The organism is Roseovarius sp. PS-C2 (assembly GCF_018862045.1).
GTDB lineage: Bacteria > Pseudomonadota > Alphaproteobacteria > Rhodobacterales > Rhodobacteraceae > Roseovarius.
In genome coordinates this window covers 25,338-51,023 of record NZ_JAHKSQ010000006.1, presented here as the reverse complement: position 1 = coordinate 51,023, position 25,686 = coordinate 25,338, and the positions used below count along the sequence as shown (strand labels likewise).

Below are 25,686 nucleotides of genomic sequence, written 5' to 3'. Positions count from 1 at the left end.
CGTGAAAATCAAAACGCTTCTGATCGCCAACCGCGGTGAAATTGCCTGCCGGATCGCGCGCACCGCGCGGGCCAGCGGGATCACCCCTGTCGGCGTGCATTCGCAGGCCGACGCCAATGCCCTGCATGTCCGCGAAATCGGCAGGTCGGTCTGTATCGGCGCCGGACCTGCATCCGAGAGCTATCTGAAAATCGACGCGGTGATTGCCGCTGCGCAATCAGTGGGCGCGGATGCGATCCATCCCGGTTATGGCTTTCTGGCCGAAAACCCCGATTTTGCTCGTTCGGTCGAAGCCGCTGGCATGATCTTCATGGGGCCGACGCCGGAAACGCTTGAACGTTTCGGCGACAAGGCCAGCGCCAAAGAGGCCGCCGTGGCGGCCAGCGTCCCGGTGATTTCGGGCGCCGAAGGTGCGCGGTCCGATCCCGAGCAGATTGTAGAGGAGGTGCGCCAAATGGGCCTGCCGGTGCTGCTCAAGGCTGTCGGCGGCGGTGGTGGGCGAGGGCAACGGCTCGTCACTGACGAAACCACGCTGGTCGAGGACATCGAAGGCGCGCTGCGCGAAGCAAAATCCACCTTCGGCTCCGAAGGGCTGCTGTTGGAGCGTTTCCTGCCCGAGGCGCGCCATGTTGAAGTGCAGATCGCAGGTGACGGCAAGGGCCATGTGGTGCATCTGTTCGAACGCGATTGCACGCTTCAGCGCCGCCACCAGAAGGTCATCGAGGAAGCCCCGGCCTGGGGTCTGCCCCGGACGCTTATGGACGACATCGCGCGCGACGCGGTGCGCCTTGGTGAAACGCTGGACTATCGCGGGCTGGGCACGGTCGAGTTTCTGGTCGCGGGGGACGAGTATTTCTTCCTTGAGGTAAACCCGCGCATTCAGGTGGAACATCCCGTCACCGAAGCGATCACCGGGCTGGACCTTGTCGCGCTTCACCTGCGGATTGCCGAAGGCGCGGGCCTTGGATTGGTGCAGGACGATCTGACGATCAACGGCCACGCGGTCGAGGCGCGGCTTTACGCCGAAGATCCGGCGATGCAATTCGCCCCGTCGACCGGCACCTTGACCACGCTCAGCCTGCCGTCGGGCCTGCGCATCGACAGCGGCGTCGAGGAAGGCGATGCGGTCACGCCTTATTACGACCCGATGATCGCCAAGCTGATCGTGCACGCGCCCGACCGGGAAACCGCATTGGCACGTCTGGCCACGGCGCTTGATCATGTCGCGGTCGAAGGCGTCGAGACCAATCGCGCCTTTCTGAGGGCACTGGCGCGAAACCCTGAATTCGAACGGATGCAGGTTCATACACGGTGGATCGACGGCCGGTTGGCCGAGCTGACACAGGCGTCCCCCCTCGTTCGCCCTGATCTGTGGAAAGCGGTTGCCGCCATTCTGTTCGTGGCCGCCTCGCGCGGCGATACGGATGCCAATCCCTGGACCAACCGTGATGCCTTTACCGGCTGGCGGCTCGGCCTGGGCGGCGATGCGATGGAAGCAGGGCAAAGCGTGACGCTCACCGATTCTGACGAGGTATCCGAAGAACTGCGCATCGGCCCTGTCAAACCGGGTGCCAGATACACCGTCTATTCGGAAAACGGCGAGGCGCTGACACTGTCGGCACGTGAACTGACCCCGGGCTGTTGGCGTGTCGGCGAAGGCGACACCGTCCATCTGATCGAGGCACGTCTGCACGCGGGCGTGATCGAACTGGACACGCCCGAAGGCCGCCTGGTCTTCCGCCCCGCCGCGCCCCTTGCCTTTGCCGGCGGCGATGCCGCGGGGGATCGCGCCGTGACCTCTCCGCTGACCGGCATGATTGTCGAAATCAAGGTCTCCGGTGGTCAGAGCGTAGCCGAAGGCGACGTGGTCGCGGTCATGGAATCCATGAAACTCGAAATCTCGATCCGGGCGGCCGCGGCCGGGATCGCCAGCAATATATCCGTCTCGAATGGGGACATGGTCGATCGCGGCCAGGTCATCGCCGAGATCCTGCCATCCGAGGAGTGATGAAATGAGCGACTTTCCCAAATTCGTCGAATTTCGTGAAGAAGGCCCGCGCGAGGGATTCCAGATCGAAAAAAAGATCTATCCGGTCGAAGAGCGGATCGAACTGATCGACATGCTCAGCGAAACCGGTCTGAAACGCATTCAGGTCGGCAGCTTTGTCAGCCCGAAATACGTTCCTCAGATGGCGGACACCGGCGAGTTGTTCCAGCGTATCAAGCGCAAACCGGGCGTGAACTACACATCGCTGTGGCTGAACGACAAAGGGTTTCGCAAGGCCCTGACCGCGCATGAGGTCGATATCGACCCGCGTCTGCTGTTCTATCCTTCCGAAGCATTCGCCCAATCGAACAACAATTGTTCCTCGGCCGAGATGCGGGAAAAACAACGTGACTGGGTCCGTCTTTACAAGGAAGAGGGATATACCGTCGACGCGGCCTATGTGATGACCGCCTTCGGCTGCAACCTCGAGGGCCCCATCCCCCAAGAACGCATCTTGGACGATTTCCGCTTTATCCTCCAACTGTGCGAGGAAGAGGACATCCCCGTGCCGATCCTTGTGATCGCCGACACCATGGGTTGGGGAAACCCCGAGGCGGTCAAACGGATGATCGGCGCCCTGCGCGAATTGGCGCCCGAGGCGCGCATCGGTATGCACATCCATGACACACGTGGGCTGGGGATCGCCAACGTTTATGCGGCCCTGTCGATGGGCGTGGACATGTTCGAAAGCTCCGTCGCCGGTCTTGGCGGCTGTCCTTTCGCGGGCCACGGCCACGCGCGCGCCGCAGGAAATGTCTGCACCGAGGATGCAGTGTTCCTGTGTCACGAGCTCGGCATCGAAACCGGCATTGATCTGGACAAGCTGATCGCAGCGGCGGTCAAAGCAGAAGAGATCATCGGTGTGCCGCTCATGGGCCGGGTCATGCACACCGGCGGGTTGGACAAATACCGCAAGTCACGCTGAGGGAGCAAGAAGATGACAAAAGCACTTGACGGAAAGGTCGTTCTGGTCACCGGGGCCGGCGGTGGGATCGGGCGTGATATCGCCTTGATGGCAGCCGCAGAAGGCGCCGCCGTGGTGGTCAATGATCTGGGTGCCTCGCTGAAAGGCACGGGCCAGACCGAAACCGCTGCGCAGAAAGTTGTTGCCGAGATCAGGGCGGCGGGCGGCGATGCGATCGCCGATGGCGGCAACGTCACCGATCCGGACGCCGCGCGCGCGATGATCGAGGCGGGTGTCAAGGAATTCGGCCGCATCGACGCGGTGGTGAACAACGCCGGCATCCTGCGCGACGGGTTCTTCCACAAAATGACCTACGAGGATTTCGACGCGGTGGTGAAGGTTCATCTTTATGGCGCCTTCAACACCAGCCGCGCGGCGGCCGATTATTTCCGCGAACAGGAGGGCGGCGCGCTGGTGCATATGACCTCGACCTCGGGGCTGATCGGCAATCTGGCGCAGGCGAATTACGCGGCGGCAAAGCTGGGCATCGCGGCCTTCTCGAAATCGGTCGCGCTTGACCTGAAACGCTGGAACGTGCGGTCGAACTGCATCGCGCCCTTCGCCTGGAGCCGGATGATTTCCTCGATCAAGACCGACACGCCCGAACAGGAGGCGCGGGTTGAAAAGCTCAAGCAGATGACGCCCGCCAAAGTGGCGCCGATGGCCTGTTTCCTGATGTCGGACAGGGCCGAAGGCGTCAGCGGACAGATCTTTGCCGTGCGCAACAACGAGATTTTCCTGTTCAACCAGCCCCGCCCGGTGCGCTCGGTTCATTCCGGCGATGGCTGGACCGCAGATGAAATCGCCGAGCGCGCCATTCCCGCGCTCAAATCGCAATTCACGCCGCTCGAGGTTTCGGCGGATGTCTTTTCATGGGATCCGGTCTGATGGGAAAACGCAAAGAAAAAATCAGCTCCAGCATTGCCTGGAGCACCCCTGACAAGATCAGCGTGCGTGGCCTCGACCTGCCCAACGAGATCCTGGGCCATATGAACCTTGGCGATCTGGCGTTCCTGCAACTAACGGGCCGCAAGGCCACGCCCGAGGAAAGCCGCGTCTTTAACGCCATCGTCATTACCCTGGTCGAACATGGTATCACGCCCTCGGCCCTGGCGGCGCGGATGACCTATATGGGGGCGCCGGAATCGCTTCAGGCGGCTGTGGCGGCTGGCTTGTGTGGGCTGGGCACCGTCTTTGTCGGTTCTATGGAAGGTGCCTCGAAAATGCTTTACGAGGCACTGCCACAGGACAAGTTGGGCACCGGTGTCGATCTGGATGCGCTGGCCGTCGAGACGGTAGAAAAATTTCGCGCCCGCAAGATGATCGTGCCGGGGCTGGGCCATCCGGTGCACAAACCGGTCGATCCGCGCACCCCGCGCCTGTTCCAGATCGCTGCCGAGAACGGCAAGTCCGGTGAATACATCGAGTTGATCCAGAAAATTCAGGCCGTTGCCGAAGAAAAATCGGGTAAGATGCTGCCGATCAACGCCACCGGCGCGATCGGGGCGATCTGCTGTGAATTCGGCTTTCCCTGGAAGATCGTGCGCGGCTTTGGCGTCATGGCGCGGTCCATCGGGCTGGTCGGTCATATCCTCGAAGAGAGCGAAAACCCGATTTCCTATGAGCTGTGGCAGCGTGCCGAGCAGGAAATTCTTGAAACGTCGGGTCCGGGGGCGGCATAAGCGATGCAGACCTCGGCCCCCGACAGCCATAACGACCTGCGCGACGCCATGCGCGCGCTTTGCGCGCAGTTCCCGCCCGACTATCACCGCCGCGAAACCTACCCCGAGGAATTCGTCGATGCGCTGACCCGCGAGGGCTGGCTCGCCGCGATGATCCCCGAGGAATACGGTGGCTCGGATCTGGGGTTGACGGAAGCCTCGATCATCATGGAAGAGGTGAACCGCTGCGGCGGAAACGCGGGCCATTGCCACGGGCAGATGTATAACATGGGCACGCTTCTCAGGCACGGTTCGGAGAAGCAAAAGCAGAAATACCTGCCCGGCATCGCCAGCGGCGCGTTGCGCCTGCAATCCATGGCCGTGACCGAACCGACAACCGGGACCGACACCACCAAACTGAAGACCACCGCGGTCAAGAAGGGTGACCGGTATGAGATCAATGGCCAGAAGGTCTGGATCAGCCGTATCCAGCATTCCGACCTGATGATCCTGCTGGCACGCACCACGCCGCTGAGCGAGGTCAAGAAAAAGTCGCAGGGCCTGTCGATCTTTATGGTCGATCTGAAAGAGGCCATCGGCAACGGGATGGAGGTCCGCCCCATCGCCAATATGCCCGGCCACGAAACCAATGAAGTGTTTTTCGACAACCTGGAAATCCCCGCCGAGAACCTGATCGGCACCGAGGCGCGCGGATTTTACCATATTCTTGACGGGCTGAACGCCGAACGGACCCTGATTGCGGCGGAATGTATCGGTGATGGATACTGGTTCGTCGACAAGGCCCGCGCCTATGCCGGTGACCGCGTGGTCTTTGACCGTCCCATCGGCCAGAACCAAGGCGTGCAATTCCCTATCGCCAGGTCCTATGTGAACATCGAGGCCGCCAATCTGATGCGCTTTGAAGCCTGCAGGCGCTTCGATGCCGGGCTGGATTGCGGAGCGCAGGCGAATATGGCTAAGCTGCTGGCTTCGGAGGCCAGCTGGGAAGCGGCCAATGCCTGCATCCAGACCCATGGCGGCTTCGGTTTCGCACGGGAATACGATGTCGAGCGCAAGTTCCGCGAGGCGCGCCTCTATCAGGTCGCCCCGATCTCGACCAACCTGATCCTGTCATATGTCGGAGAACATATCCTCGGCATGCCAAGATCGTTCTGAAGGCCAGGGTTATGGGTGAGATCGACCTTGACGCGCTGGCGCCCTGGCTGGGACGCACCGAGACTAAGGAAGATGTTCTGACGGAGGGGCTGATCGACAAATTCCGCGCCACGCTCGGTCCGCATCTTTGGGACGGATCAGGCGATGTCCCGCTGGGAATTCATTGGTGCCTTGTCCTTGATACCGTGCCAGCTGCCGCCCTGTCAGAAGACGGCCATGCCGCGAGGGGTGGATTTCTGCCCCCTGTTCCGCTGCCCGCCCGCATGTGGGCTGGCGGCGATGTTACGCATATCGCGCCGCTGAAAATCGGCGAAACCATCACCCGCCGCTCGGTGATCGGGGACATAGTGGCCAAGCAGGGCCGCAGTGGCCCATTGGTCTTTGTGACCGTCGAACATGAGTATTCGAGTGGCAACCGGCTTTGTATCCGGGAGCAGCAAACGATCGTTTATCGTGAGATTTCCGCCCCCCGCACGGGCGAGAGCGCACCTGACGCGGGTGACCCCACCACGCTCAGATCGACCCTGACACCGGATCCTGTTCTACTGTTTCGCTATTCGGCGCTGACGTTCAATGCCCATCGCATTCACTATGACCACATCTACGCCACCGAAACCGAAGCCTATTCCGGACTTGTTGTGCATGGCCCATTGCAGGCCACGCTGCTTCTGAATCTGGCGGCGGATGCGTTAAAAACATCGCCCCACCGGTTTTCGTTCCGCGGACTCGCGCCGCTCACCCTGCCCTGCGAATTGCAACTGCACAATGAAGGGACCGGCGCCTCCGGGACAGTCTGGTGTCAGGATCAAAACGGTCTTCGAAGCTTTTCCGCAGAGTACGCGGCGATCTGATCAGTTTCCTTTGGTAGCGGATTCAGTTGTTGACCAATTTTTCTAACATCTGTTAGGCTTTGCGGAGAGGCTTGGTAAATAGACCAGGCAAACCTCTGAATTAAAGCATTTCTGATTGAACCTGAATCGCGAGGGATTCCCTTAAGGCATCAGGTTTGTTTCATCCTGTTTGGGAGGATGGATCATGTCAGCACCTTTACCTTCGGCACTAAGGACGCGGTTTCAGAGATATATTGACGAAGGGTTAAGCGGGCGTGCGGCGGCGTTGCGTCTGAAATTGTCACCTGCGACAGGTGCGCGATGGGCGCGCCAAGTGAGGACCAAGGGTCACGCGGAACCCGCACCGCAGGGACCGCCGCGCGGCAAAGGCAAGCTGGCACCGCATCAGACTTTCCTTGAGGAGTTGATTGCACAAGACCCCGACATCACCCTCTTCGAGCTACGCGACGCGCTGGCCGAGGCAGAGGGCGTGCAAGTGCATCACTCTTCCATCTCCAACCTGCTGTCCCGGCTCGGGTTCACATACAAAAAAAGTCTCCGGTTGCCACCGAGCGCCGTCGCGCCAAGGTAAGGCAACAGCGCGGCGATTGGTTCAAGCATCGCTTGCCCACCATCTCCCGGATGCCAGACCGCGTTGTCTTTATTGACGAAACTGCAGTGAAGACGAACCTGACCCGCCTGCGTGGCCGATCCAGACGAGGCGAGCGTCTGACCATGGACGCGCCCTTTGGAAGCTGGGGGACGCAGACACTGATCGCGGGCCTGACGCAGGATGCACTGATCGCGCCTTGGGTTATACAGGGTGCGATGGGCGGCCCGGCCTTTGCCGCCTACATACGCCAAGTGCTGGTCCCAGAGATCGCACCAGGAACCGTTGTTATCCTCGACAACCTCGCGACGCATCGCAACAAGGACGCCGCGCAGGCCCTGCGCGACCACGGCTGCTGGTTTCTGTACCTGCCGCCTTACTCGCCCGATTTGAACCCCATCGAACAGGCATATTCAAAGCTGAAAGCCCACTTGCGACGGATCGGGGCTAGAAGCTTCACCGAGGTCTTCGACGCTATCGGATCAATCTGCGATCTCTACGATCCAGAAGAGTGCTGGAATTACTTCAGGGCTGCCGGATATGTCTCAGGTTAATATCGAAACGCTTTAACAATTACCTTGGGCCAATCAGATCGGGCTGCTCAGGATCGGAGCGGTGAAAGAGGTGATGACCACGGCGGCCTACATCGACCGTCTCGACCGAGAATACCACGCCGCCAAAGATGCGCTCTGTTCCTGACGAAAGAGGGCGGCCGGTCACCCGGCCGCCCATCTGTTTCTGCGGTTGTCGCCGAAGATCGAGACGCGATCTCAGACGTCTTTTTGGTTGACGATCAGTTCTGCATTCTCGGGTAGTTCCGAAACGATGCTCACCGCGTCGGCGCGAATTCGCGCATGCAGTTTAAAGCTTTCGGCGGCGGCTGCTTCCGCAGCAGAAGCGTCGGCACCGTCTTCAAGCACAAGCGAGAGGCGGATCATGTCGCGATCGTTCTCGCGCACTACCACGGCCTGCGCGGCCTTTGCGCCCGGCGTGCCGATGACGACTTCTTCAACCACGCGCGGATAAACGAAAATCTCGCGCACCTTGACCGCGGTGCCAACCCGGCCCTGCAATGCGGAAATGCGGCTGACGCTGCCATCCGCGTTGCTTTCCAATGCAAACGCGCTGTCGCCGGTGCCGAACCGGATCATCGGCCAGGTGGCATCGCGCGCGGTCACAACAACCTCGCCCGGTTCGCCATGGGCGACCTGTTCGCCGCTGACCGGATCGCAGATCTGCACCACGCGGTCGGGATGAACCAGGTAGCCTTCGCCCCCGTCCTCGTAGGCGACAAGGCCCAGATCGGCGGTGGCATAGGCGGCCCAGGTCGACACGCCGTAATCGGCCTCGATCCGGCGGCGTTTGGCCATCCAGTCGCCCATTTCCCCGCCCAGAAAGGCGGTTTTCACCTTCCATGCGTCGCGGCCATAGGTTTCGATCACCTTGTCCGCCAGCGTCAGGAAAAACGCAGTCGAAGCACAGATCGAAGTCACGCCGGTTTCGACGATGATCTGTGCCTGAAGCTCGGTATTGCCGACGCCGCCGGGGATCACCGTAGCGCCTGCGGCCTGTGCGGCTTCGTCGAACAAAAGCCCCGCGGGCACCAGATGATACATCCATGTGTTCAGGATGATATCCCCCGGCCCCACGCCTGCCGCCTTGAACAGCAGGTCAAGGCCGTGGCCGCCACCGCCCGAAAGGGCGGGTTCGAAAATCGGGCCGGGGGACACGTAGATCCGTCCGACATCCTTCAGATCAGACGCCAGGAACCCGCCAAAGGGCGGGTTCTCGCGCTGGATCTTCAGAAGTTCTTCTTTTTTCATCACTGGAAGACGCGAGAGGTCCGCCACCGATGTGATGGCTGCCGGATAGAATCCGGCAGCCGTAAATCGCGATTTCAGGCCAGGAGCCTTGTTGGCCGCAGCGGCATAGGCTTGAGCTATATCTTGGTAGATATCATCAGACATTTCCATGCCTCCTCGTCCAATCGGGCGTTAAAGCGGGCAGTCCTTACGGAAGTTCGGCGCGCGCTTCTCGCGGTGCGACAACACACCTTCCTTGACGTCCTCGCTCATGAAGCCAAGCATCTCCAGCGCGGTCGACGCATCAAAGATCGGCCCGGCCTGGCGCAGCCAGTTGTTCAGCGAATACTTGGTCCAGCGGATCGCGCTTTGCGAGCCGTTGGCCAGTTCGACGGCTGTATCCAGCGCGATCTGCTGCAGCTCGTCATCCTCGACGCACATTGATACCAGACCGATACGCTCGGCCTCTTCGCCCGATACGGGCTTGCAGGTCATCAGATAGTATTTCGCCTTGGCCATCGAGGTCAGCAGCGGCCAGATAATCGCCGCGACGTCACCGGCGGCAACACCAAGGCGGGGATGACCATCGACAATCTTTGCCCGTTTCCCGGCGATTGAGATGTCGGCCAGGATGGCAACCACAAGACCCGCGCCTGCCGCAGGGCCATTGATCGCGGAAATGATCGGCTTGTTGCAGTTGATGATGTTGTAGACGAGATCCTTGGCTTCTTTCCACGTCTTCATGATCTCGTGCGAGTTGCCAATCATGTTTTCGATCAGGCTAAAATCACCACCGGCGGAAAACGCCTTGCCCGCACCGGTCACGATGACCGCGTTGATGTCGGGGTCGCGGTCGATGTCGATCCACATGTCCGTCATCTGGGTGTGGGTTTCGGCATCGACCGAGTTGAATGTCTCGGGCCGGTCGAACGTGATGCGCAGCACGCGATCCGCCGGGTAGTCAAATTTCAGTTTGTCGTACTTTGCGTAGCGCTCCGACATGGGTCTTTTCCTCCTCACGGTATGGGTTCAGCCAGGCAGTCCCAGGACGGCCTTGGACAGGATGTTTCTTTGGATTTCGTTCGATCCACCGTAGATCGTGGTAGGTCTGGCCTTGTAGAAACTCGCCAGAACATCGACACTTACGTTGCCGACCTGAAGCGGCCCGATGGAGCCGCCATCGGGACCGGCTGCTTCGATCATCAGCTCGGTGATGCGCTGGAAGCACTCAGTCACCCAGATCTTCAGCATGGACACATCCGCACCCAGCGTCTCGCCACGTTTGAGCTGATCTGCAAAACGGGCATAAAGCGCGGCATGATCTTCCACATCCAGTGCCGCCTGGGCAAAGCGGTCACGGAACACCGGATCGTCAAACGCGCCACGGCCACGGGCAAAGCTTTCAAGCTGTCCCAGAGCGTTCTGGGCCAGACTTGGCGAACCGATGAAAATGCGTTCGAAGCTCAAAAGCGCCTTGGCCATCGTCCAACCCTTGTTCAGCTCGCCCACGAGGTTCTCGCGGGGCGTCCGTGCATTGTCAAAGAAGACCTCGCAAAACTCGGTCTCGCCCGACAGGGTCGTGATGGTGCGTACATCGACTCCGGGCTGATCCATCGGAGCGAGCAGGAAACTGATACCCTGTTGTTTCTTGGGCGCATCCGGATCGGTGCGCACCAGCATGAAAATATGCGTGGCGTCATGCGCCATCGTGGTCCAGATCTTCTGTCCGTTGATGACAAAGTCGTCGCCGTCAATCTCTGCGCGTGTGCGCAGGTTCGCCAGATCGGACCCGGCGCCGGGTTCCGAATAGCCCTGACACCAGATGTCTTCGCAACTCAGGATACGCGGCAGCCAGTAGTCTTTTTGTTCCTGGGTGCCGAATTTGATGATCAGCGGCCCGACCATCTGCACGCCCATGTCGCGACCGCGATTGACGCCCCAGCGCTGCTGCTCTTCATAAAAGATCAGCAGCTTAGCAGCGTTTAGGCCCATACCGCCGAATTCAACGGGCCAAGCTGGTGCAACCCAGCCCTTGGCGTGAAGCTTGCGGTGCCAATGTTCGATCTCGGCGAACTTCGGGCGGTGCGGCAGGTGGCGCAGCTCTTCGGGATATTCCGCCTCGAAGAACGCGCGCACTTCCTTGCGGAAATCCGCATCGCTCATTGCGTTCCAGTCGGTCATTGTGCGGCTCCTTCCTGTTCTCGCGCCTCGAACCAAAGCCGTCTGTGGTAGGCGTCATCGCCCAGCCAAGCGGACAGAACCAGCGCTCGGTTCAGATAAAGCCCGATGTCGAACTCGTCGGTATAACCGACGGCCCCGTGCAGCTGGATGGCGTCGCGCGTGATCTTCTTGGCGGCGGTGACCGCGCGAGCCTTGGCCCGGCTGGCAAGCCGCGCCCGGACTTTTGGATCGGTTTCGCTGTCCATCTGCGCAAGCGCCTCCCGCACTCCGGCCTGCGCGACCTCGCACATCACGTTGAGTTCGACGGCACGGTGCTGGATGACCTGAAAAGACCCGATCGGCTTGTCGAACTGCTCGCGCGTCTTGATGTAGTCGAGCGTGATCTCGAAGGCACGCTCGCTCAGGCCGACAAGCTCGGCCGCGGCAAGCGCCGTTGCATCGGCGACAGCCTCGGCCAGTGCAGTGGGAACCGCACCGCCGCTGGCCAATTCCACGGCCGGAGTTCCCGAAAACGAAAGCTCGCCCAGAGAGCTGCCATCCGCCTGCGTCCGCTTGTCGATGACAAGCCCCTGCGCGTCTGCCTCGGCCAGAACCAGAACCGGACCATCATCCTGTTCGGCCACGACAAGGAACCCGTGCGAACCGATCGCACCGACGACCCAGGCCTTGCCACCGGTCAGCTTTCCGTCCGCGTATCGGCAGGTCGCATCGGCAGGCGCCCCATCGGGGCCGCGTTCCTGCCAGGCAACCGCCAAGGAAATTTCGCCGCCGATGAGCTGTGCCATCTTCGGATGATCCGGACAAAGGCGGCGCAGAAGGCCAAGACTCAGACCGATTGTCAACACGACCGGTTCCGGTGCAATCACACGGCCGACTTCCTCGGCGATGACACCCCCGGCGGCTAGGCCCATGCCAAGCCCGCCCTGATCTTCGGGCACCGCCACGCCGAAAACACCGGCCTCGGCGAGTTCCCGGACCATCTCCGGATCGAAACCGCTCCCGGCATCACGGAGTTGTCGGGCCCTGTCACTTCCGCCCGCCCGTTCAAACAACGTGCGCGCGCTCTCGCGCAACAGGCGAAGGTCTTCTTGTTCGCTGGAAAGGATATCAGTTTGTGTCATTTTGTTTTCGCTGGATCATCACGGGGGTGTCGGTCGAAAAAACGACCTCGCCCTCGGGGTTTTTGGCGCTGAGTGTATAGTGCAAAACACCTCTGTCGGGCTTGCTTTTTGACGGTGTGACCGAGTTGACCGTCAGTTCGACATCAAGGGGTTCGTTCGGGCGCACCGGCCGCAGCCAGCGCAAATTGTCAAAGCCCATGCCGCCGATATTGGCAACATTGACCATCATCTCGGTCATGACCGGCTTGAACACCTCAAGCATGGTCTGAAAGCCCGAGGCGATCAGGCTACCATGTATGGCGATTGCATAGTCTTCATCGGTGTGCAGTCGCTGCGGATCCCATTCCTTGGCAAAGGCCTTTATCGAATCCGCGCTCATCGGAGCGCTGCGAAAGCGATAGACTTGGCCCGGCGAGAAGTCTTCCAGATACCTCAAGAGGCACCCTCCTTTGCGAAACCGTCATCGTATCCGCTCGCATCCTTGGATATCCGGATGCGGTTGAATTCTTCCAGCTTCGGATAGGTTTCCTTGAACGCCGCCAGGAACTCACCCATCGGCGCGTCGAAATAGAGACCACGGTCGTTCACATATTCCATGTGCCGGTGATTCTGTTCGTCGAACTCGTGAAAGAGCGCGTCGTTATAGCCGTCGAAGACCAGGGGTTTGACCCCGAATCTTTCACACAGTTCCATGTTGAATGCAGGTGTCACCTTGTAGGCCTCATTCCCCAACCACAGCTGAACATAGCCGTGGTAGATAAAGAGATCGGTCCCCATCAACTCCTGCAACTTGGGTGTATTCAGGTGGTTGCGCACATCCGCGAACCCCAGAGCGGCGGGGATACCCACAGCACGCAAACAAGCCGCCAGAAGAATTGCCTTGGGAACGCAAAACGCCGCTTCCGCCCCAGCGATACGGCTGGCACGGTACGAGTCCTCATCCAGCGCAAAACAATAGGGATCATAGCGAATATCGTCGCGCACCGCTTCGAACAGGCGGATCGCCTTATCTCGATTGGTTGCGTCCACAGGAAGATCACGCAAAGCCGATGTCACGAAACCCTGCACTTCCAAGCTATCGCTTTCCACAAAGCGCGATGGCATGAGATAACGCTCAGCTTCAGTCGGCAGGTCATCGTCAGACTTGTCCATTGGCCCCTCCCTTTTTCTAACAAGTGTTAGATTACCGATTCAAAACCTGCCCGTCAACGGGATTTACTCTGTCTTTGGTTGGTCCACGCCATAACGCGTATTGTCTTCGCCCAGAGTGGCTGCAACTCCGACCGAATTTCCCGAAGAACGGAACTCCGGCGCAATTGGCAGCGGCAAAGCAGGCGCGTCCCGGCCGGAGATTTTTACTGTCCGCCCGAACACGTCACGCGCTTTGAAATGCGGGTCACGCGCCGCCTCGGCGGGCGTCTTCACGACCGAACAGCAGCAATCTGCCGCAGCCAGCAAAGGCTCCCAATGGGTCGAGGGGTGTTCCCTCAGACGACGTGCAACCTCCGCGGCACAGGCATTTGGATCGGACCAGTCATCGCGAAGGGCCACCGGCAAACCAATGACATCGCAGAACGACTGCCAGAACTTTTCTTCCAACGCGCCGACGGCGATCTGACGCCCGTCCGCAGCCGAATAAAGCCGATACCGGGCCAGGCCACCCGTCAGACGGCTGCCACCGCTTTCGATGTTCTGCCCGGCAATCACACCTTCGGCATGTGCCCAATAGGCAAAGGCGAACGCCCCCTCGGCCATTGCGATATCCAGATGCGTTCCCTGCCCGCTTGCCTGCCGCGCTATCAGGGCCAGCAGGATATTCATCACCGCCGGATATGTTCCGCCTCCGATATCGGCGACCAGCCCGAACGGTGTCGTTGGCTGGTCATCCGGTCCGCGACTGAGCGACAGGATACCCGCATCACCGACGTAGTTGAGGTCGTGGCCAGCGGAGCTGGCCTTTGGTCCGGTCTGGCCATAGCCGGTGATCGAACAATAGATGAGACCGGGATTGATCTTTCGCACCGCTTCATAACCAAGCCCCAGCCGGTCCATCACTCCGGGACGGAACTGCTCTACCAGAACATCGGCCCTCTCGATCAAGGGGCGCAGACGTTCCACTGCTCCCCTTGACTTGAGGTCGATGGCCACCGATCGCTTGCCGTGGTTCAACACGGCAAATCCGATGCTCTCTCCGTCGATCTTGGGCTCGGTTTGGCGCGCGTGCTCGCCGACTCCGGGCCGTTCGAACTTGATCACTTCGGCGCCGGCCTCGGACAGCATGAGCGTCGCCATCGGACCGGGAAGAAGGGTGCTGAAATCCAGCACCAGGATATCCTTGAGCGGTTGAGCCATCTTCATTGCCTCAGGCGAAGCGCGCTGCGCCGTTGTTCAGAACAACCACGTCGCGTGCAGGAATAGACGCTCGAAACCGGGCCTCGCCGTCCTCTTCCCAGATTTCGAACCGCACGGTTTCGCCGGGATAGACCGGAGCCGAGAACCGAACATCCAGACCGACAAGCCGGGCAGAATCATAGTCAAGCAACGTCTTTAGAATCGCCCGGGCCGCCAGCCCATAGGTCGCCAGACCATGCAGGATCGGGCGGTCAAACCCGACAGAACGGGCCACATCCGGGTCAGCGTGAAGCGGATTGAAATCACCGCTGAGACGATAAATAAGGGCTTGGCGCGGCAGGGTATCGATGTCACATATATGATCCGGCGCCCGATCAGGCAGCACTGCGGGTGCCGGGCCCGCCTGGTTTTCACCGCCGAACCCCCCATCACCGCGACAGAAAGCCGACATCGCCACGCGCGCCAGTTTTTCACCGCTGTCCGCGTCGATAATATCGCGGCTTTGGTAAATGACGGCTCCCTTGCCCTCGCCCTTGTCGGCGATGAAGTCGATTTTGCTACGGCCGACAATCCGGCCATGTGTCGGCAGCGGCTTGTAGATGTCGAGCCACTGTTCGCCGTGCAGCACTTTCTGCCAGTTTACGCCGGTCTTGGGGTCGCGCAGCCAGAAGCCGGGATACCCCAAAATGACTGCCATCGAGGGAACTGCCTTGAGCCCGTCCTCATAGACATAGGCCAGCTCCATTTTATCTGTCGGATCCTCGCCGAACCCAAGGCCGAGTGCATACAAGATGGTATCCCTCTCGGTCAGCGTCTGTTCGATTTCCTCAAAGTCCCAGTTCGATAGTGCCTCGAAATCCAATGGCATTTGCTTTCCTCCCTTAGTTGCCGTCAGAGCGTGTTTTGCGATCCAAGTATCGCCGTGACCTGACTGGACAGCACACCGCCGTTGCCATGCGCCAGCGCCAGATCAATATCCTTCAGCTGAAGGCCCGGCGCGTCGCCACGGATCTGACGGGCAGCCTCGATCACTGTGAAGATGCCGTACATCCCGGGGTGCACGCAGGAAAGGCCGCCGCCATTCGTGTTCACCGGCAACACGCCGCCAGGCGCGATGCGCCCGCCTTCGACAAAGGCCCCTCCCTCGCCCTTGGCGCAGAACCCAAGATCTTCGAGAAACAAAATCGTGTTGATGGTGAAGGCATCATAGAGCTCGACCGCCTGGATGTCCGCAGGGGTCACTCCGGCCGCCGCAAAGGCGCGCGCGCCCGAGTCGCGGGCCGCGGTCACGGTGAAATCCTTCATCTGGGAAATCTGCCGGTGCGAGCTCTCCGCCGCACTGCCCAGCACATAGACAGGCACCTTGGGGAAATCCCGGGCGCGGTCCGCGCGGACCATTACGATCGCGCCGCCGCCGTCGGTGACAAGACAACAGTCGCGCACGGTCAATGGATCGCCCACCATGCGCGCACCCAACACGTCCTCGCGGGTCAGCGGGCCGCGCTCGAACGCTTCGGGGTTGTGCTGCGCCCAGGCCCGCGCGGCAACGGCCACGTCGGCCAGCTGTTCGCGGGTGGTACCATATTCATGCATGTGCCGCGCCGCCGCCATCGCATAGGCCGAGATCGGATAGCGCGGATTATACGGCGCCTCGTAGGCCGGCGGACGTGAAGCGGTCACCAGTCTGCCGGACGCGGTGCGCTGGTTGGAGCCATAAACAATCAGCGCGACATCACACAGACCGGCGTCCAGCGCCATGGTCGCGGACGTCAGGTAGTTTACGAAGGACGAACCGCCCGACATCGTGCCATCAATGAAACGGGGCTGGATGCCCAGATACTCCGCCGCCATAAGCGCCGGCATGCTGTCTTCCATCATGGTGCAAAACAGCCCGTCGACGTCGGACATTTTCAGCCCGGCATCGCCAAGCGCCGCAAGCGCGGATTGCGCCATGACATCATAGGCCGTCAGGCCATGGGCTTCTCCGAAACCGGCATGACCGGTTCCCACGATGGCGGATTTCCCCCGAAGTTCTGTGGTCATGGCTTATCCCTCCGACGGCTTGAAAAGCACGGCCGGAGCGCCCTCGGCCTCGCCCACGAAAGCGGTTACAGCCATGTCGATGGCGACCTCACCCGGGGCAATGCCCTCGACCCGGCTCATCATCCGGACACCCTCGTCCAGCTCGACGACGCATACGTTGTAGTCGCCGCCCCGTTCGGGCTTTCGGCGCACGACTGTTGTGGTGTGGACTCGTCCCTTGCCGCCAGCCTGCTTCCACGAAATCGCGGCGCCATGACAATGTGGACACAGGACTCGCGGGAAAAAGTGATAGGCCCCGCAGTCGTCGCACTTGGGCAGCAGGATCTCGCCCTCTGCCAGCGCGCGTTGGAAAAGCTGGTCTGGTCCTTTGGCATCCTGCATAGGCGTTCTCCTTCAAGCGACCCAGTCATTGTTCAAGCGTATTGATAATCTTTCTAACAATTGTTAGATTTAGTCAACCTTTCAGGATCAATTGAGAGAAACTCATGCCAGGTTCAGACTTAGCCCCCCTTTCCGGCAAACTCGTCATTGCGCTGGAACAGGCAGTCGCCGCGCCTTTTTGCTCCTCGCGGCTGGCCGACGCCGGCGCGCGCGTGATCAAGATCGAACGCAAGGGCGCAGGCGATTTCGCCCGCGCCTACGATACCGCCGCCAACGGTGAAAGCGCCTATTTCACATGGCTGAACCGAGGCAAAGAATCGGTCGCCTTGGACATTAAAGCCGACGAAGACCGTGAAATCCTGCTCAGGATGCTGGAAAACGCAGATGTGTTTATTCAGAACCTGCTGCCTGGCGCGCTGGCCAAGCTCGGGCTCGATTCCGCGACTCTGCGAGAGAGCTTCCCGCGTCTCGTGACCTGCGACATCACCGGATATGGCGAAGACGGCCCGATGCGCGACGCCAAGGCCTATGACCTTCTGGTGCAATGCGAGAGCGGTCTGGCATCAGTGACCGGTACACCCGACGGACCAGGACGGGTGGGCGTGTCGGTCTGCGATATCGCCACCGGTATGACAGCCCATGCTGGAATCTGCGAAGCACTTGTCGGGCGTGATCGCACCGGCAAGGGCAGCGGCGTTTCCGTGGCAATGTTTGATGTGATGGCCGACTGGATGTCGGTTCCGCTGCTGTATCACGATCACCTTGGCAAGCCGACACCTCGTGTCGGACTGAACCACACGGTCATCTGCCCGTACGGGGCCTATGAATGCAAGGACGGTCAGCTTGTCGTCATTACCGTTCAGCACAGCGGCGAATGGCAACGGTTCTGTGAACACATACTGGGCGATGCGGCTTTGGCAACCGACCCCCGGTTCCATGACAACACGTCGCGAATTGAAAACAAACCCGCGCTCGAAGTTCTCATCAAGGCCGTGTTCGCCTCGCATGACCGCGCCGAGATGCTGAAGCGGCTTGACGCTGCGGGCATTGCCTCGGGCGCGGTGAACGACGTGGCGACCCTGTCCGGTCACCCCCAGCTTGACCGGTCCGTAATTCGCACGCCTTCCGGTGAAATCAACGTCCCGACCCCCCCGATCCGGCGCAGCCTCGGCGAAACGGCACTGGGCCCCTGCCCGGCCTTCGATGCGCAAGGCAAAGCCCTTCGCGCCGAGTTCGGCCGTCGTTCATAAAAACGGTGGGCAACTAAAAGGGTGGACAACCAAATGACCGCTGAGAACAAACCGGGGCTTCTTCAAGGCGTGAAGATCGTCGATCTGACTTCTGTGGTTTTCGGACCTTTGGCGACGCAGATGCTGGGCGATCTGGGGGCCGATGTGATCAAGGTGGAAGGCCCCGAGGGCGATCTTCTTCGCCAGGTCCAGCCATCGCGCAACAAGCTGATGGGTGCCGCTTTTCTGGGGGCCAACCGTAACAAGCGCAGTGTCGTACTGGACCTAAAAACGCAAACCGGTCGCGATCAGTTGCGCAAACTGCTCATCGATGCCGATGTGATGATTTCGAGCATTCGGCCTGCGGCGCTGGCCAGATTGTCTTTGGATCCCGAAACTCTACGCCAGGAAAACCCGAACCTGATCATGGTATCCGCCACCGGTTTCGGGCAGGACGGGCCCTATGCCGCCAAGCCTGCATTCGACGATTCCGTCCAGTCGGTGTCGGGATTGGCCAGCTTGGCAACCTTGCGCGACCCTGGGGTACCGCCCGCTTATGCCCCGACAATTCTCGCCGACAAGCTTGGCGGGGTCACCGCCGCCTATGCCGTGATGGGTGCCCTGTTCCACCGCGAACGTACTGGAGAGGCCCAGCATGTCGAGGTTCCGATGTTTGAAACGCTGGCCGCCTTCCTGTTGGCCGAACATATGGATGGGGCCACCTTTGAAGAGACTCCGCAGGATTTCGGCTATGCCCGCATGCTGGTTCCGCACCGGCGTCCAGTTCAGACCGCTGATGGCTACATCACCATTCTGCCCTACACCAACGTACAATGGGCACGGTTTTTCAAGGCGGTTGGGCGCAATGACATGATCGACCATGTCTGGGTCACGGACATGGACACCCGTAGCCGCAACATCGGCGCGGTATACGATATGGTGGCGCAGATTGCGCTGACCCGGACCACGAATGACTGGCTTGCCCTGATGGAGCAGGCAGACATACCAGCCATGCCGGTGCGCAACCTGTCAGATTTGCCGAACGATCCCCATCTTGCCGCGACCGGGTTCTTTCAACGGATTGATCACCCGACCGAAGGTGCGATCTGGACGACACGCCCGCCGATACGCTTCTCAGCGACCCCGGCGCGACATGATCATCGCCCGGCCCCGCGACTTGGGGAACACAGCGACGAAATTCTGGGGCCGGGTAGGGAATAGCCCCACCCGGCACCGGACGGATCAAACGTCCATCGAACGTGCGATCAATTCCTTCATGATCTCGTTGGTGCCGCCATAGATCATCTGGACCCGGCTGTCGGCATAAAGACGCGCGATGGGGTATTCCATCATGAAACCGTAACCACCGTGCAGTTGCAGGCATTCATGCATGACCTCGTTCTGCGTCTGGCTGCCCCACCATTTCGCCATCGAAGCCGTGGCCGTATCAAGTTCGCCCGCTTCAAGACGCGCGAGCCCATCATTGACGAAGGAACGTAGCAATTCGGCCTTGGTTTTGCATTCCGCCAGTTTGAAGCGCGTATTCTGGAAGTCCATGATCCGGCTTCCAAATGCCTTGCGGTCCTGAACATATTTGACCGTTTCATCGATCGCAAAATCAATAAAACCGAGCGCGGTAATGCCGATCATCAGCCGCTCCCAAGGCAGCTGCTTCATCAGCTGGTAGAACCCCTGCCCCTCTTCCGGACCAAGCAGGTTCGCCGTAGGCACGCGTACATCTTCGAAGAACAGCTCAGCCGTATCCGAACCTTTCATACCCAGTTTCTTCAGGTTCCGTCCCCGGCGAAAGCCCTCGGCACCCTCGGTTTCCAGAACGATCAACGAAAGGCCCTTGGCGCCGGCGTTGCGGTCGGTCTTTGCCACGATCACAACCAGATCCGCCGCGTGCCCGTTGGTGATGAAGATCTTCGATCCGTTGATCTTGTAGTGGTTGCCATCCTTTTCCGCATAGGTTTGTACGTTCTGGAGGTCAGAGCCCGTTCCAGGCTCGGTCATGGCAATCGCCGCAACGCTGTCGCCGCTGACCAGTTTCGGCAACCACTTTTTCTTCTGTTCCTCACTGCCATATGCGTTGAGATAATGGATTACGATGGACTGGATCCCATAGCCCCAACCCGTATCACCGGTGCGCCCCTGCTCGTAGACGGTAATCGCGTCGAACCCGATGCCGCCACCGAACCCACCATATTCTTCGGCAATCGAGCCACCCATGACACCCTGCTGACCGACTGTTTTCCAGAAGTCGCGGTCAACAATTCCCTGTTCCGTCCATTTTTCAATCTTCGGAGCCATCTCTGCATCGAAAAGCCTGCGTGTACTATCGGCGAACATCTTGTGTTCATCCACTGCCCAGCTAGGGGAGTTCTTAATCAGAGACATGAATTTTTCCTATCGATTCAAGCTTGTGTTGAGCCAAAATCTAACAAGTGTTTTGCTTCTTGACAATGAACCGGAGCCGTTCTGACGAGGCGTCACAAGGCTTAGGACCGCGCGCATCCTGGTCCGTCCGATCCGCTCGCCGCCCATTCGGCTCGTACCAAAAAAGGCCCGCCGGGGGTTCGGCGGGCCTTTGATGCGTTTTGGCGGGTTGGGCCGTGGCCCTTACAGCTTCTCGGTCAGTTCGGGGACGGCCTGGAACAGGTCGGCGACCAGTCCGAAGTCGGCGACCTGGAAGATCGGGGCTTCTTCGTCCTTGTTGATCGCGACGATGATCTTGCTGTCCTTCATCCCGGCCAAGTGCTGGATCGCGCCCGATATGCCGGCGGCGATGTACAGATCCGGTGCCACGACCTTGCCGGTCTGACCCACCTGCCAGTCGTTCGGTGCAAAGCCCGAGTCGACGGCGGCGCGGGATGCGCCAACGGCGGCGCCCAGCTTGTCGGCCAGTTTCTCGATCAGGGCAAAGTTCTCTTCGGAGCCAACGCCGCGCCCGCCGGACACGACCACACCGGCCGAGGTCAGTTCGGGACGATCCGATGCGGCGACCTTGTCTTCGACCCATTCCGACAAGCCGGGGTCGTCCCCGGCGCCGATGCTTTCGACCGAGGCAGACCCGCCTTCGCCAGCGGCATCAAAGGTCGAGGTGCGGAAGGTGATGACCTTTTTCACATCCGACGATTTGACGGTCTGAATCGCGTTCCCGGCATAGATCGGGCGCTCGAACGTGTTGCCATCGACAACGCCGGACACGTCCGACAGGACCATCACGTCCAGCAGCGCGGCAACGCGCGGCATGACGTTCTTGGCGTCCGTGGTGGCCGGGGCGACGATATGTTCATAGTCACCGGCCAGCGATGCGATCAGCGCGGCGGTCGGTTCGGCCAGGCGGTGACCCAGCGATGCGTCTTCGGCGACCAGAACCTTAGCCACACCGTCGATCATGGCGGCGGCGTCGCCTGCGGCAGCAGCAGAGGCGCCCGCGCACAGAACGGTCACATCGCCCAGGGCCTTGGCCGCGGTCACGGCCTTGGCGGTTGCGTCGATTGCCAGTTCACCATTGGTGACTTCTGCGAGAAGAAGAACAGCCATTACACAGCCCCCGCTTCTTTGAGTTTTGCGACCAGCTCGTCCACCGAGCCGACCATGATACCGGCCGCGCGTGCCGCGGGCTCGGAGGTTTTGACGATTTCCAGACGCGGCGTGACATCAACGCCGTAATCATCGGCGGTTTTCTCATCCAGCGGCTTTTTCTTGGCCTTCATGATGTTGGGCAGCGACGCATAGCGCGGCTCGTTCAGGCGCAGGTCCACAGTGACGATCGCGGGCATCTTGACCTTGATGGTCTGCAGGCCGCCGTCAACTTCGCGGGTCACGACGGCACTGTCGCCATCGATGCCCATTTCCGAGGCAAAGGTCGCCTGGCTCCAACCGAGGATCGCCGACAGCATCTGGCCGGTGGCGTTCATGTCGTTGTCAATGGCCTGTTTGCCCGCCAGAACCAGACCGGGCTGCTCTTCCTCGACCACCTTGGCCAGGATTTTCGCGACGGCCAGCGGCTCGATGTCGGTGTGCACATCATCGGCGGCAACCACCAGAATGGCACGATCCGCACCCATGGCCAGCGCAGTGCGCAGGGTTTCCTGCGCCTGTTTGACGCCAATGGAAACCACGACGATTTCTTCGGCCTTGCCGGCCTCTTTCAGGCGAATCGCCTCTTCGACGGCGATTTCGTCGAAAGGGTTCATCGACATCTTAACGTTGGCCAGATCGACACCGCTTCCGTCCGCTTTGACACGAACCTTCACGTTGTAGTCGATCACGCGCTTCACAGGCACGAGTACCTTCATTGGCGTGGTCTCCTTGAGTTTTGCGATAAGGTTTCAACCGAGCTAACGGTCTTTGAATTCTGGAGTTCTTTTTTCCGAAAACGCTTTCATGGCCTCGGGAAAGTCATGCGCGCACAGCAAAACGCTTTGGGCATCGCGCTCGATATCCAGCGCCTCGAGATAGCTGCACTCGGCTGCGGCGCGCATCACACGCTTGGCGGTCTGAACGCCAAACATAGGGTGCGTTGCAATCTCGCGGGCAATTTCCAGCGCCCGTTGTTCGACCCGGTCGGCCGGTACGCATTCCTCCACGACACGCAGGTCCCGGGCGGTGCGTCCGTCGATCTCGCGGCCCGTGAGCACCAGCATCCGCGCCACGCCGGCCCCGGCACGCTGCTGAAGCAGCCAGCTCGACCCGGTGTCGGGACAGCCGCCGACGCGTGCAAAGACTTCGCACAGCCGGGCATCTTCGGCGGCAACGACGATATCCGCCGACAAGGCCAGGCTTAGACCCGCGCCAAAAGCCACGCCGCATACCGCGGAAATCAAGGGTTTACAAAACAGATAGGCCGCGCGTCCGCCATCGTGCACGCGGTCCACCATTTCCGATGTCGCCCTTGCGCCTTTCGCGATCTCAGACTGAAACCCGACAAGATCGCCGCCGCTGCTGAAATGATCGCCACCGGTCATAACAACGACACGGATCGCATCGTCACGTTCGGCTTCGCGCAGGAGCGCCACTAGTTCTTCGACGAACCCGATGCTGTAAGGGTTGCGTTTTGTCGGCTGAAGAAAACGCAGGATTCCGACAGGGCCATCCCTGTCCAGGCGAATAAGCTCAGTCATTCAAGCCTCCATCAGGTCCCGGTCCAGACGGGTGCTCGCTTTTCAGCAAAGGCCTTTGGGCCTTCAATCGCGTCGTTGCTGGCGTAAACCACCTCGTGCAGGCGCTTGCCCTCTTCCAGACCACCGGCACAGCCCAGATCCATGGTTGCGCGAACACTGCCTTTCGCGGCAACAACCGACAGCGGGGCCGCGCTGGCAATGCGTTTGGCAAGGTCGAAGGCCCGTGCGCGGACAGCATCGGGAGTGTCTTCGATATAGTTGGTGAATCCGTATTCGTGCAGGCGCTCGATCGGCATCAGGTCGCCGGTCAGAACGATCTCCATAAGGATGGGCTGTGGCAGCATGGACAATGCCGGCGATGCCCAGGGCGAGCCACGACCGATCTTTACTTCGGTGATACCGACCTTGGTCCCCTTGAGACCGACCCGCAGATCGCAGTTCAGCGTCAACATCATGCCACCGGCCATCAAGGATCCGGTCATGGCGGCGATGATTGGCTTTTTACAGTCGCGCATCGTTTCGTGAAACGGATCGCGCATCTTGGTCAGAATATCGACCCCCTCATCCTGCTTGATCTGGGTGGCTTCCTTGAGATCAAGCCCAGCACAGAATACACCGCAATCGGCCGAGGTCAGAATGGCCACGCGAATGCTGTCATCCGCTTCGATCTTTTCCCAGGCATCCGTCAGCCCGTTCGTTGCAGCCACGGACAGCGCATTCTTGCGCTCGGGCCGGTTGATACAGACGGTTGCGATGCCGTCTTCAATCGTCAATTCGATAGGGCTCATGATCTCTGCTTCGTTTCTTTGGTTTATATACAAACGTAAGGTATGGAGTTCCCCGCGACATGGTTGCCGCGGGGAAAATCTTGCTTATTCGACGGTGAACGTCGCGGAGCTGTGCTTGATGACATCCCAAACAACGTCGAGATAGTCGGCGCTCCAGTCGGTCAGCGGAACCCAGGTTTCGCCATTCCACTGTTCGACCCGAGTCTTGCCGCCACCACCGTGGTCTTTGTCGGTCACTGTAACCGGGGCCATGATGCCGTTTCCATCGAAGTCCTCGATCGATTCATAGGCATTCTTCATGCTTTCCGGTGTGATCGGCCAACCGTTTTCAGTAATTGCGATCCGCGCGGCTTCGAAACCGGCCGAGTAGATCGCCATGCCCGTGTTGTAGTACACGTCGCGCACCAGGCTCTCGGGACCGCTGCCCTTGCCATTGGCATAGTAGGTGTCCAGCATCGTCTTGACGATCGGAACTTCCTGGCCACCGGCCACGTTGGTCCCGCGCAGGATGCCTTTCGCCTCTTGTGCGCCAATATTGGCGATATCAACTTCGTTCAGCCAGTTCACCGACAGATAGCGGTCGATCGGGAAACGGTTGCGGCGCATTTCCTTCGAGGCGACCACATGCCCGCCCGCCAGCAGCCAGCTGATCACGTAGTCAGGCTTGTCGCGGCGGATTTTGCTCCATGCGCCGGCCTGATCCGACCCGGGAAGCGGCACGGGATACAGCTCCAGTTCGAACCCTTCCTTTTCGGAAAGCGTTTTCAGGATCTCGATCGGTTCCTGGCCAAAGGGATAATCCAGATAGATGAACCCGATCTTCGCCTTGCTCAAGTCACCGCCCATCTGACCCTTGATGAAGGCAACGTCATTTGCCGCCTGCTGCCAGTACGTCGGACCGACCGGGAAAACCCATTCGAACACTTCGCCGTCCACCGCGTCACCGCGGCCAACAAAGGACTGCATCAACACGTTGCCGTCCTTCATCGCACGCGGCAGAACCGCGTTCGTGACCGGCGTGGACAGAAAATTGAAAAGGAAAACGCCTTCGCGCTTGAGCTGCTCGTAGCATTCCACACCGCGCTGCGGTTCGTTGCCGTGATCGCGAATGATGACTTCAACCGGATGCCCTTCGATACCGCCATTTTCGTTGGTGTACATCGCCAGGTCCTGCGCGGCCTGGGCCACCTGCGGCGAAATGAACGTGTAGGATTTACTGAGGTCGAAGCAGAGTCCGAAGCGGATCGGCTCCTTGTCCTGCGCTGAGGCAACAGTCGCGCTTGCTGCCAGCGCAGTAGCAAGTACCACTGCCTTAATGTGCTGTTTGACTTTCATGTTTTCTCTCTCCCGTTGGTTTGGTTTGGGGCGG

At 60.2% G+C, this 25,686-nt stretch carries 25 protein-coding genes; 9 read left to right on the top strand and 16 right to left on the bottom strand.

The window, feature by feature from the left end:
- Position 1: 1 nt before the first annotated feature.
- The 7 genes from KPG71_RS12455 to KPG71_RS12425 all read left to right on the top strand — a co-directional run bounded on the left by KPG71_RS12455 (position 2) and on the right by KPG71_RS12425 (position 7,842).
- Positions 2 to 2,008 (top strand): biotin carboxylase N-terminal domain-containing protein, encoded by a 2,007-nt coding sequence (locus tag KPG71_RS12455; protein WP_050685881.1) that lies wholly within the window; start codon positions 2 to 4, stop codon positions 2,006 to 2,008.
- A gap of 4 nt (positions 2,009 to 2,012) precedes the next feature.
- Complete coding sequence (locus tag KPG71_RS12450; protein WP_050685879.1) at positions 2,013 to 2,972, top strand: hydroxymethylglutaryl-CoA lyase; 960 nt, start codon at positions 2,013 to 2,015, stop codon at positions 2,970 to 2,972.
- Positions 2,973 to 2,984: 12 nt separating this feature from the next.
- The gene (locus KPG71_RS12445; RefSeq protein WP_050685877.1) at positions 2,985 to 3,899 is read left to right on the top strand and encodes an SDR family NAD(P)-dependent oxidoreductase; all 915 of its coding nucleotides are present in this window, start codon (positions 2,985 to 2,987) and stop codon (positions 3,897 to 3,899) included.
- Positions 3,899 to 4,693, top strand: a complete 795-nt coding sequence (locus tag KPG71_RS12440) for a citryl-CoA lyase (RefSeq protein WP_050685943.1) — start codon at positions 3,899 to 3,901, stop codon at positions 4,691 to 4,693. The genes KPG71_RS12445 and KPG71_RS12440 overlap by 1 nt, the downstream gene beginning before the upstream one ends.
- A 3-nt stretch (positions 4,694 to 4,696) precedes the next feature.
- Positions 4,697 to 5,848, top strand: a complete 1,152-nt coding sequence (locus KPG71_RS12435) for an acyl-CoA dehydrogenase family protein (protein WP_216338378.1) — start codon at positions 4,697 to 4,699, stop codon at positions 5,846 to 5,848.
- 11 nt (positions 5,849 to 5,859) lie between these two features.
- Positions 5,860 to 6,699, top strand: coding sequence for a MaoC family dehydratase N-terminal domain-containing protein (locus KPG71_RS12430; protein ID WP_050685873.1), 840 nt, complete (start codon positions 5,860 to 5,862; stop codon positions 6,697 to 6,699).
- 184 nt (positions 6,700 to 6,883) lie between these two features.
- Positions 6,884 to 7,842 (top strand): IS630 family transposase gene (locus KPG71_RS12425; RefSeq protein WP_103911555.1). Its coding sequence is split into 2 segments (ribosomal slippage): positions 6,884 to 7,237 and positions 7,240 to 7,842, totalling 957 coding nucleotides; the frame shifts between segments, so codons are not numbered across the junction.
- 216 nt (positions 7,843 to 8,058) lie between these two features.
- On the opposite strand, the gene KPG71_RS12420 is transcribed toward KPG71_RS12425, so the two are convergent.
- The 10 genes from KPG71_RS12420 to KPG71_RS12375 all read right to left on the bottom strand — a co-directional run bounded on the left by KPG71_RS12420 (position 8,059) and on the right by KPG71_RS12375 (position 17,168).
- Entirely contained in the window at positions 8,059 to 9,255 is a 1,197-nt protein-coding gene (locus KPG71_RS12420) for a phenylacetate--CoA ligase family protein (RefSeq protein WP_253196245.1), read from the bottom strand.
- A 27-nt stretch (positions 9,256 to 9,282) separates the two neighbouring features.
- Positions 9,283 to 10,092, bottom strand: a complete 810-nt coding sequence (locus KPG71_RS12415) for an enoyl-CoA hydratase/isomerase family protein (protein ID WP_017467550.1) — start codon at positions 10,090 to 10,092, stop codon at positions 9,283 to 9,285.
- Positions 10,093 to 10,119: 27 nt separating this feature from the next.
- Entirely contained in the window at positions 10,120 to 11,271 is a 1,152-nt protein-coding gene (locus KPG71_RS12410) for an acyl-CoA dehydrogenase family protein (protein WP_216338376.1), read from the bottom strand.
- Positions 11,268 to 12,392, bottom strand: a complete 1,125-nt coding sequence (locus KPG71_RS12405; protein ID WP_216338375.1) for an acyl-CoA dehydrogenase family protein — start codon at positions 12,390 to 12,392, stop codon at positions 11,268 to 11,270. Before KPG71_RS12405 ends, KPG71_RS12410 begins: the two co-directional genes overlap by 4 nt.
- Positions 12,379 to 12,828 carry a MaoC family dehydratase gene (locus KPG71_RS12400; protein ID WP_103911557.1) on the bottom strand — a complete coding sequence of 150 codons (450 nt, stop codon included), beginning with the start codon at positions 12,826 to 12,828 and terminating at the stop codon, positions 12,379 to 12,381. The genes KPG71_RS12405 and KPG71_RS12400 overlap by 14 nt, the downstream gene beginning before the upstream one ends.
- Positions 12,825 to 13,544 (bottom strand): transglutaminase family protein, encoded by a 720-nt coding sequence (locus KPG71_RS12395; RefSeq protein ID WP_103911558.1) that lies wholly within the window; start codon positions 13,542 to 13,544, stop codon positions 12,825 to 12,827. The genes KPG71_RS12400 and KPG71_RS12395 overlap by 4 nt, the downstream gene beginning before the upstream one ends.
- A 63-nt stretch (positions 13,545 to 13,607) precedes the next feature.
- A complete protein-coding gene (locus tag KPG71_RS12390; RefSeq protein WP_168610699.1) occupies positions 13,608 to 14,744 on the bottom strand; it encodes a CaiB/BaiF CoA-transferase family protein in 1,137 nt (378 codons plus the stop codon).
- A gap of 10 nt (positions 14,745 to 14,754) precedes the next feature.
- Entirely contained in the window at positions 14,755 to 15,612 is an 858-nt protein-coding gene (locus KPG71_RS12385; RefSeq protein ID WP_253196243.1) for a MaoC/PaaZ C-terminal domain-containing protein, read from the bottom strand.
- 23 nt (positions 15,613 to 15,635) lie between these two features.
- Positions 15,636 to 16,787, bottom strand: a complete 1,152-nt coding sequence (locus KPG71_RS12380; RefSeq protein ID WP_168610698.1) for a thiolase — start codon at positions 16,785 to 16,787, stop codon at positions 15,636 to 15,638.
- A gap of 3 nt (positions 16,788 to 16,790) precedes the next feature.
- On the bottom strand, positions 16,791 to 17,168 hold the full coding sequence (locus KPG71_RS12375) for a Zn-ribbon domain-containing OB-fold protein (protein WP_017469908.1): 378 nt from the start codon (positions 17,166 to 17,168) through the stop codon (positions 16,791 to 16,793).
- A gap of 104 nt (positions 17,169 to 17,272) precedes the next feature.
- On the opposite strand from KPG71_RS12375, the gene KPG71_RS12370 reads away from it, so the two are divergent.
- A complete protein-coding gene (locus KPG71_RS12370; RefSeq protein ID WP_168610697.1) occupies positions 17,273 to 18,418 on the top strand; it encodes a CaiB/BaiF CoA-transferase family protein in 1,146 nt (381 codons plus the stop codon).
- Positions 18,419 to 18,451: 33 nt separating this feature from the next.
- Positions 18,452 to 19,618, top strand: a complete 1,167-nt coding sequence (locus tag KPG71_RS12365; protein WP_050685936.1) for a CaiB/BaiF CoA-transferase family protein — start codon at positions 18,452 to 18,454, stop codon at positions 19,616 to 19,618.
- Positions 19,619 to 19,639: 21 nt separating this feature from the next.
- Here the strand turns inward: KPG71_RS12365 and KPG71_RS12360 are convergent, their stop codons facing one another.
- From KPG71_RS12360 to KPG71_RS12335, 6 genes are all read right to left on the bottom strand, one after another.
- Positions 19,640 to 20,797 (bottom strand): acyl-CoA dehydrogenase family protein, encoded by a 1,158-nt coding sequence (locus tag KPG71_RS12360; RefSeq protein WP_103911560.1) that lies wholly within the window; start codon positions 20,795 to 20,797, stop codon positions 19,640 to 19,642.
- A 222-nt stretch (positions 20,798 to 21,019) separates the two neighbouring features.
- On the bottom strand, positions 21,020 to 21,946 hold the full coding sequence (locus KPG71_RS12355; protein ID WP_050685836.1) for an electron transfer flavoprotein subunit alpha/FixB family protein: 927 nt from the start codon (positions 21,944 to 21,946) through the stop codon (positions 21,020 to 21,022).
- Positions 21,946 to 22,704: an electron transfer flavoprotein subunit beta/FixA family protein gene (locus KPG71_RS12350; protein WP_027238724.1), complete on the bottom strand. Its 759-nt coding sequence runs from the start codon at positions 22,702 to 22,704 to the stop codon at positions 21,946 to 21,948. Before KPG71_RS12350 ends, KPG71_RS12355 begins: the two co-directional genes overlap by 1 nt.
- 42 nt (positions 22,705 to 22,746) lie before the next feature.
- Positions 22,747 to 23,529 carry an enoyl-CoA hydratase/isomerase family protein gene (locus KPG71_RS12345; protein WP_168610336.1) on the bottom strand — a complete coding sequence of 261 codons (783 nt, stop codon included), beginning with the start codon at positions 23,527 to 23,529 and terminating at the stop codon, positions 22,747 to 22,749.
- An 11-nt stretch (positions 23,530 to 23,540) separates the two neighbouring features.
- Complete coding sequence (locus KPG71_RS12340; RefSeq protein WP_017467376.1) at positions 23,541 to 24,317, bottom strand: enoyl-CoA hydratase/isomerase family protein; 777 nt, start codon at positions 24,315 to 24,317, stop codon at positions 23,541 to 23,543.
- Between the two features lie 84 nt (positions 24,318 to 24,401).
- The gene (locus KPG71_RS12335) at positions 24,402 to 25,652 is read right to left on the bottom strand and encodes an ABC transporter substrate-binding protein (RefSeq protein ID WP_027238721.1); all 1,251 of its coding nucleotides are present in this window, start codon (positions 25,650 to 25,652) and stop codon (positions 24,402 to 24,404) included.
- Between the last annotated feature and the right edge of the window lie 34 nt (positions 25,653 to 25,686).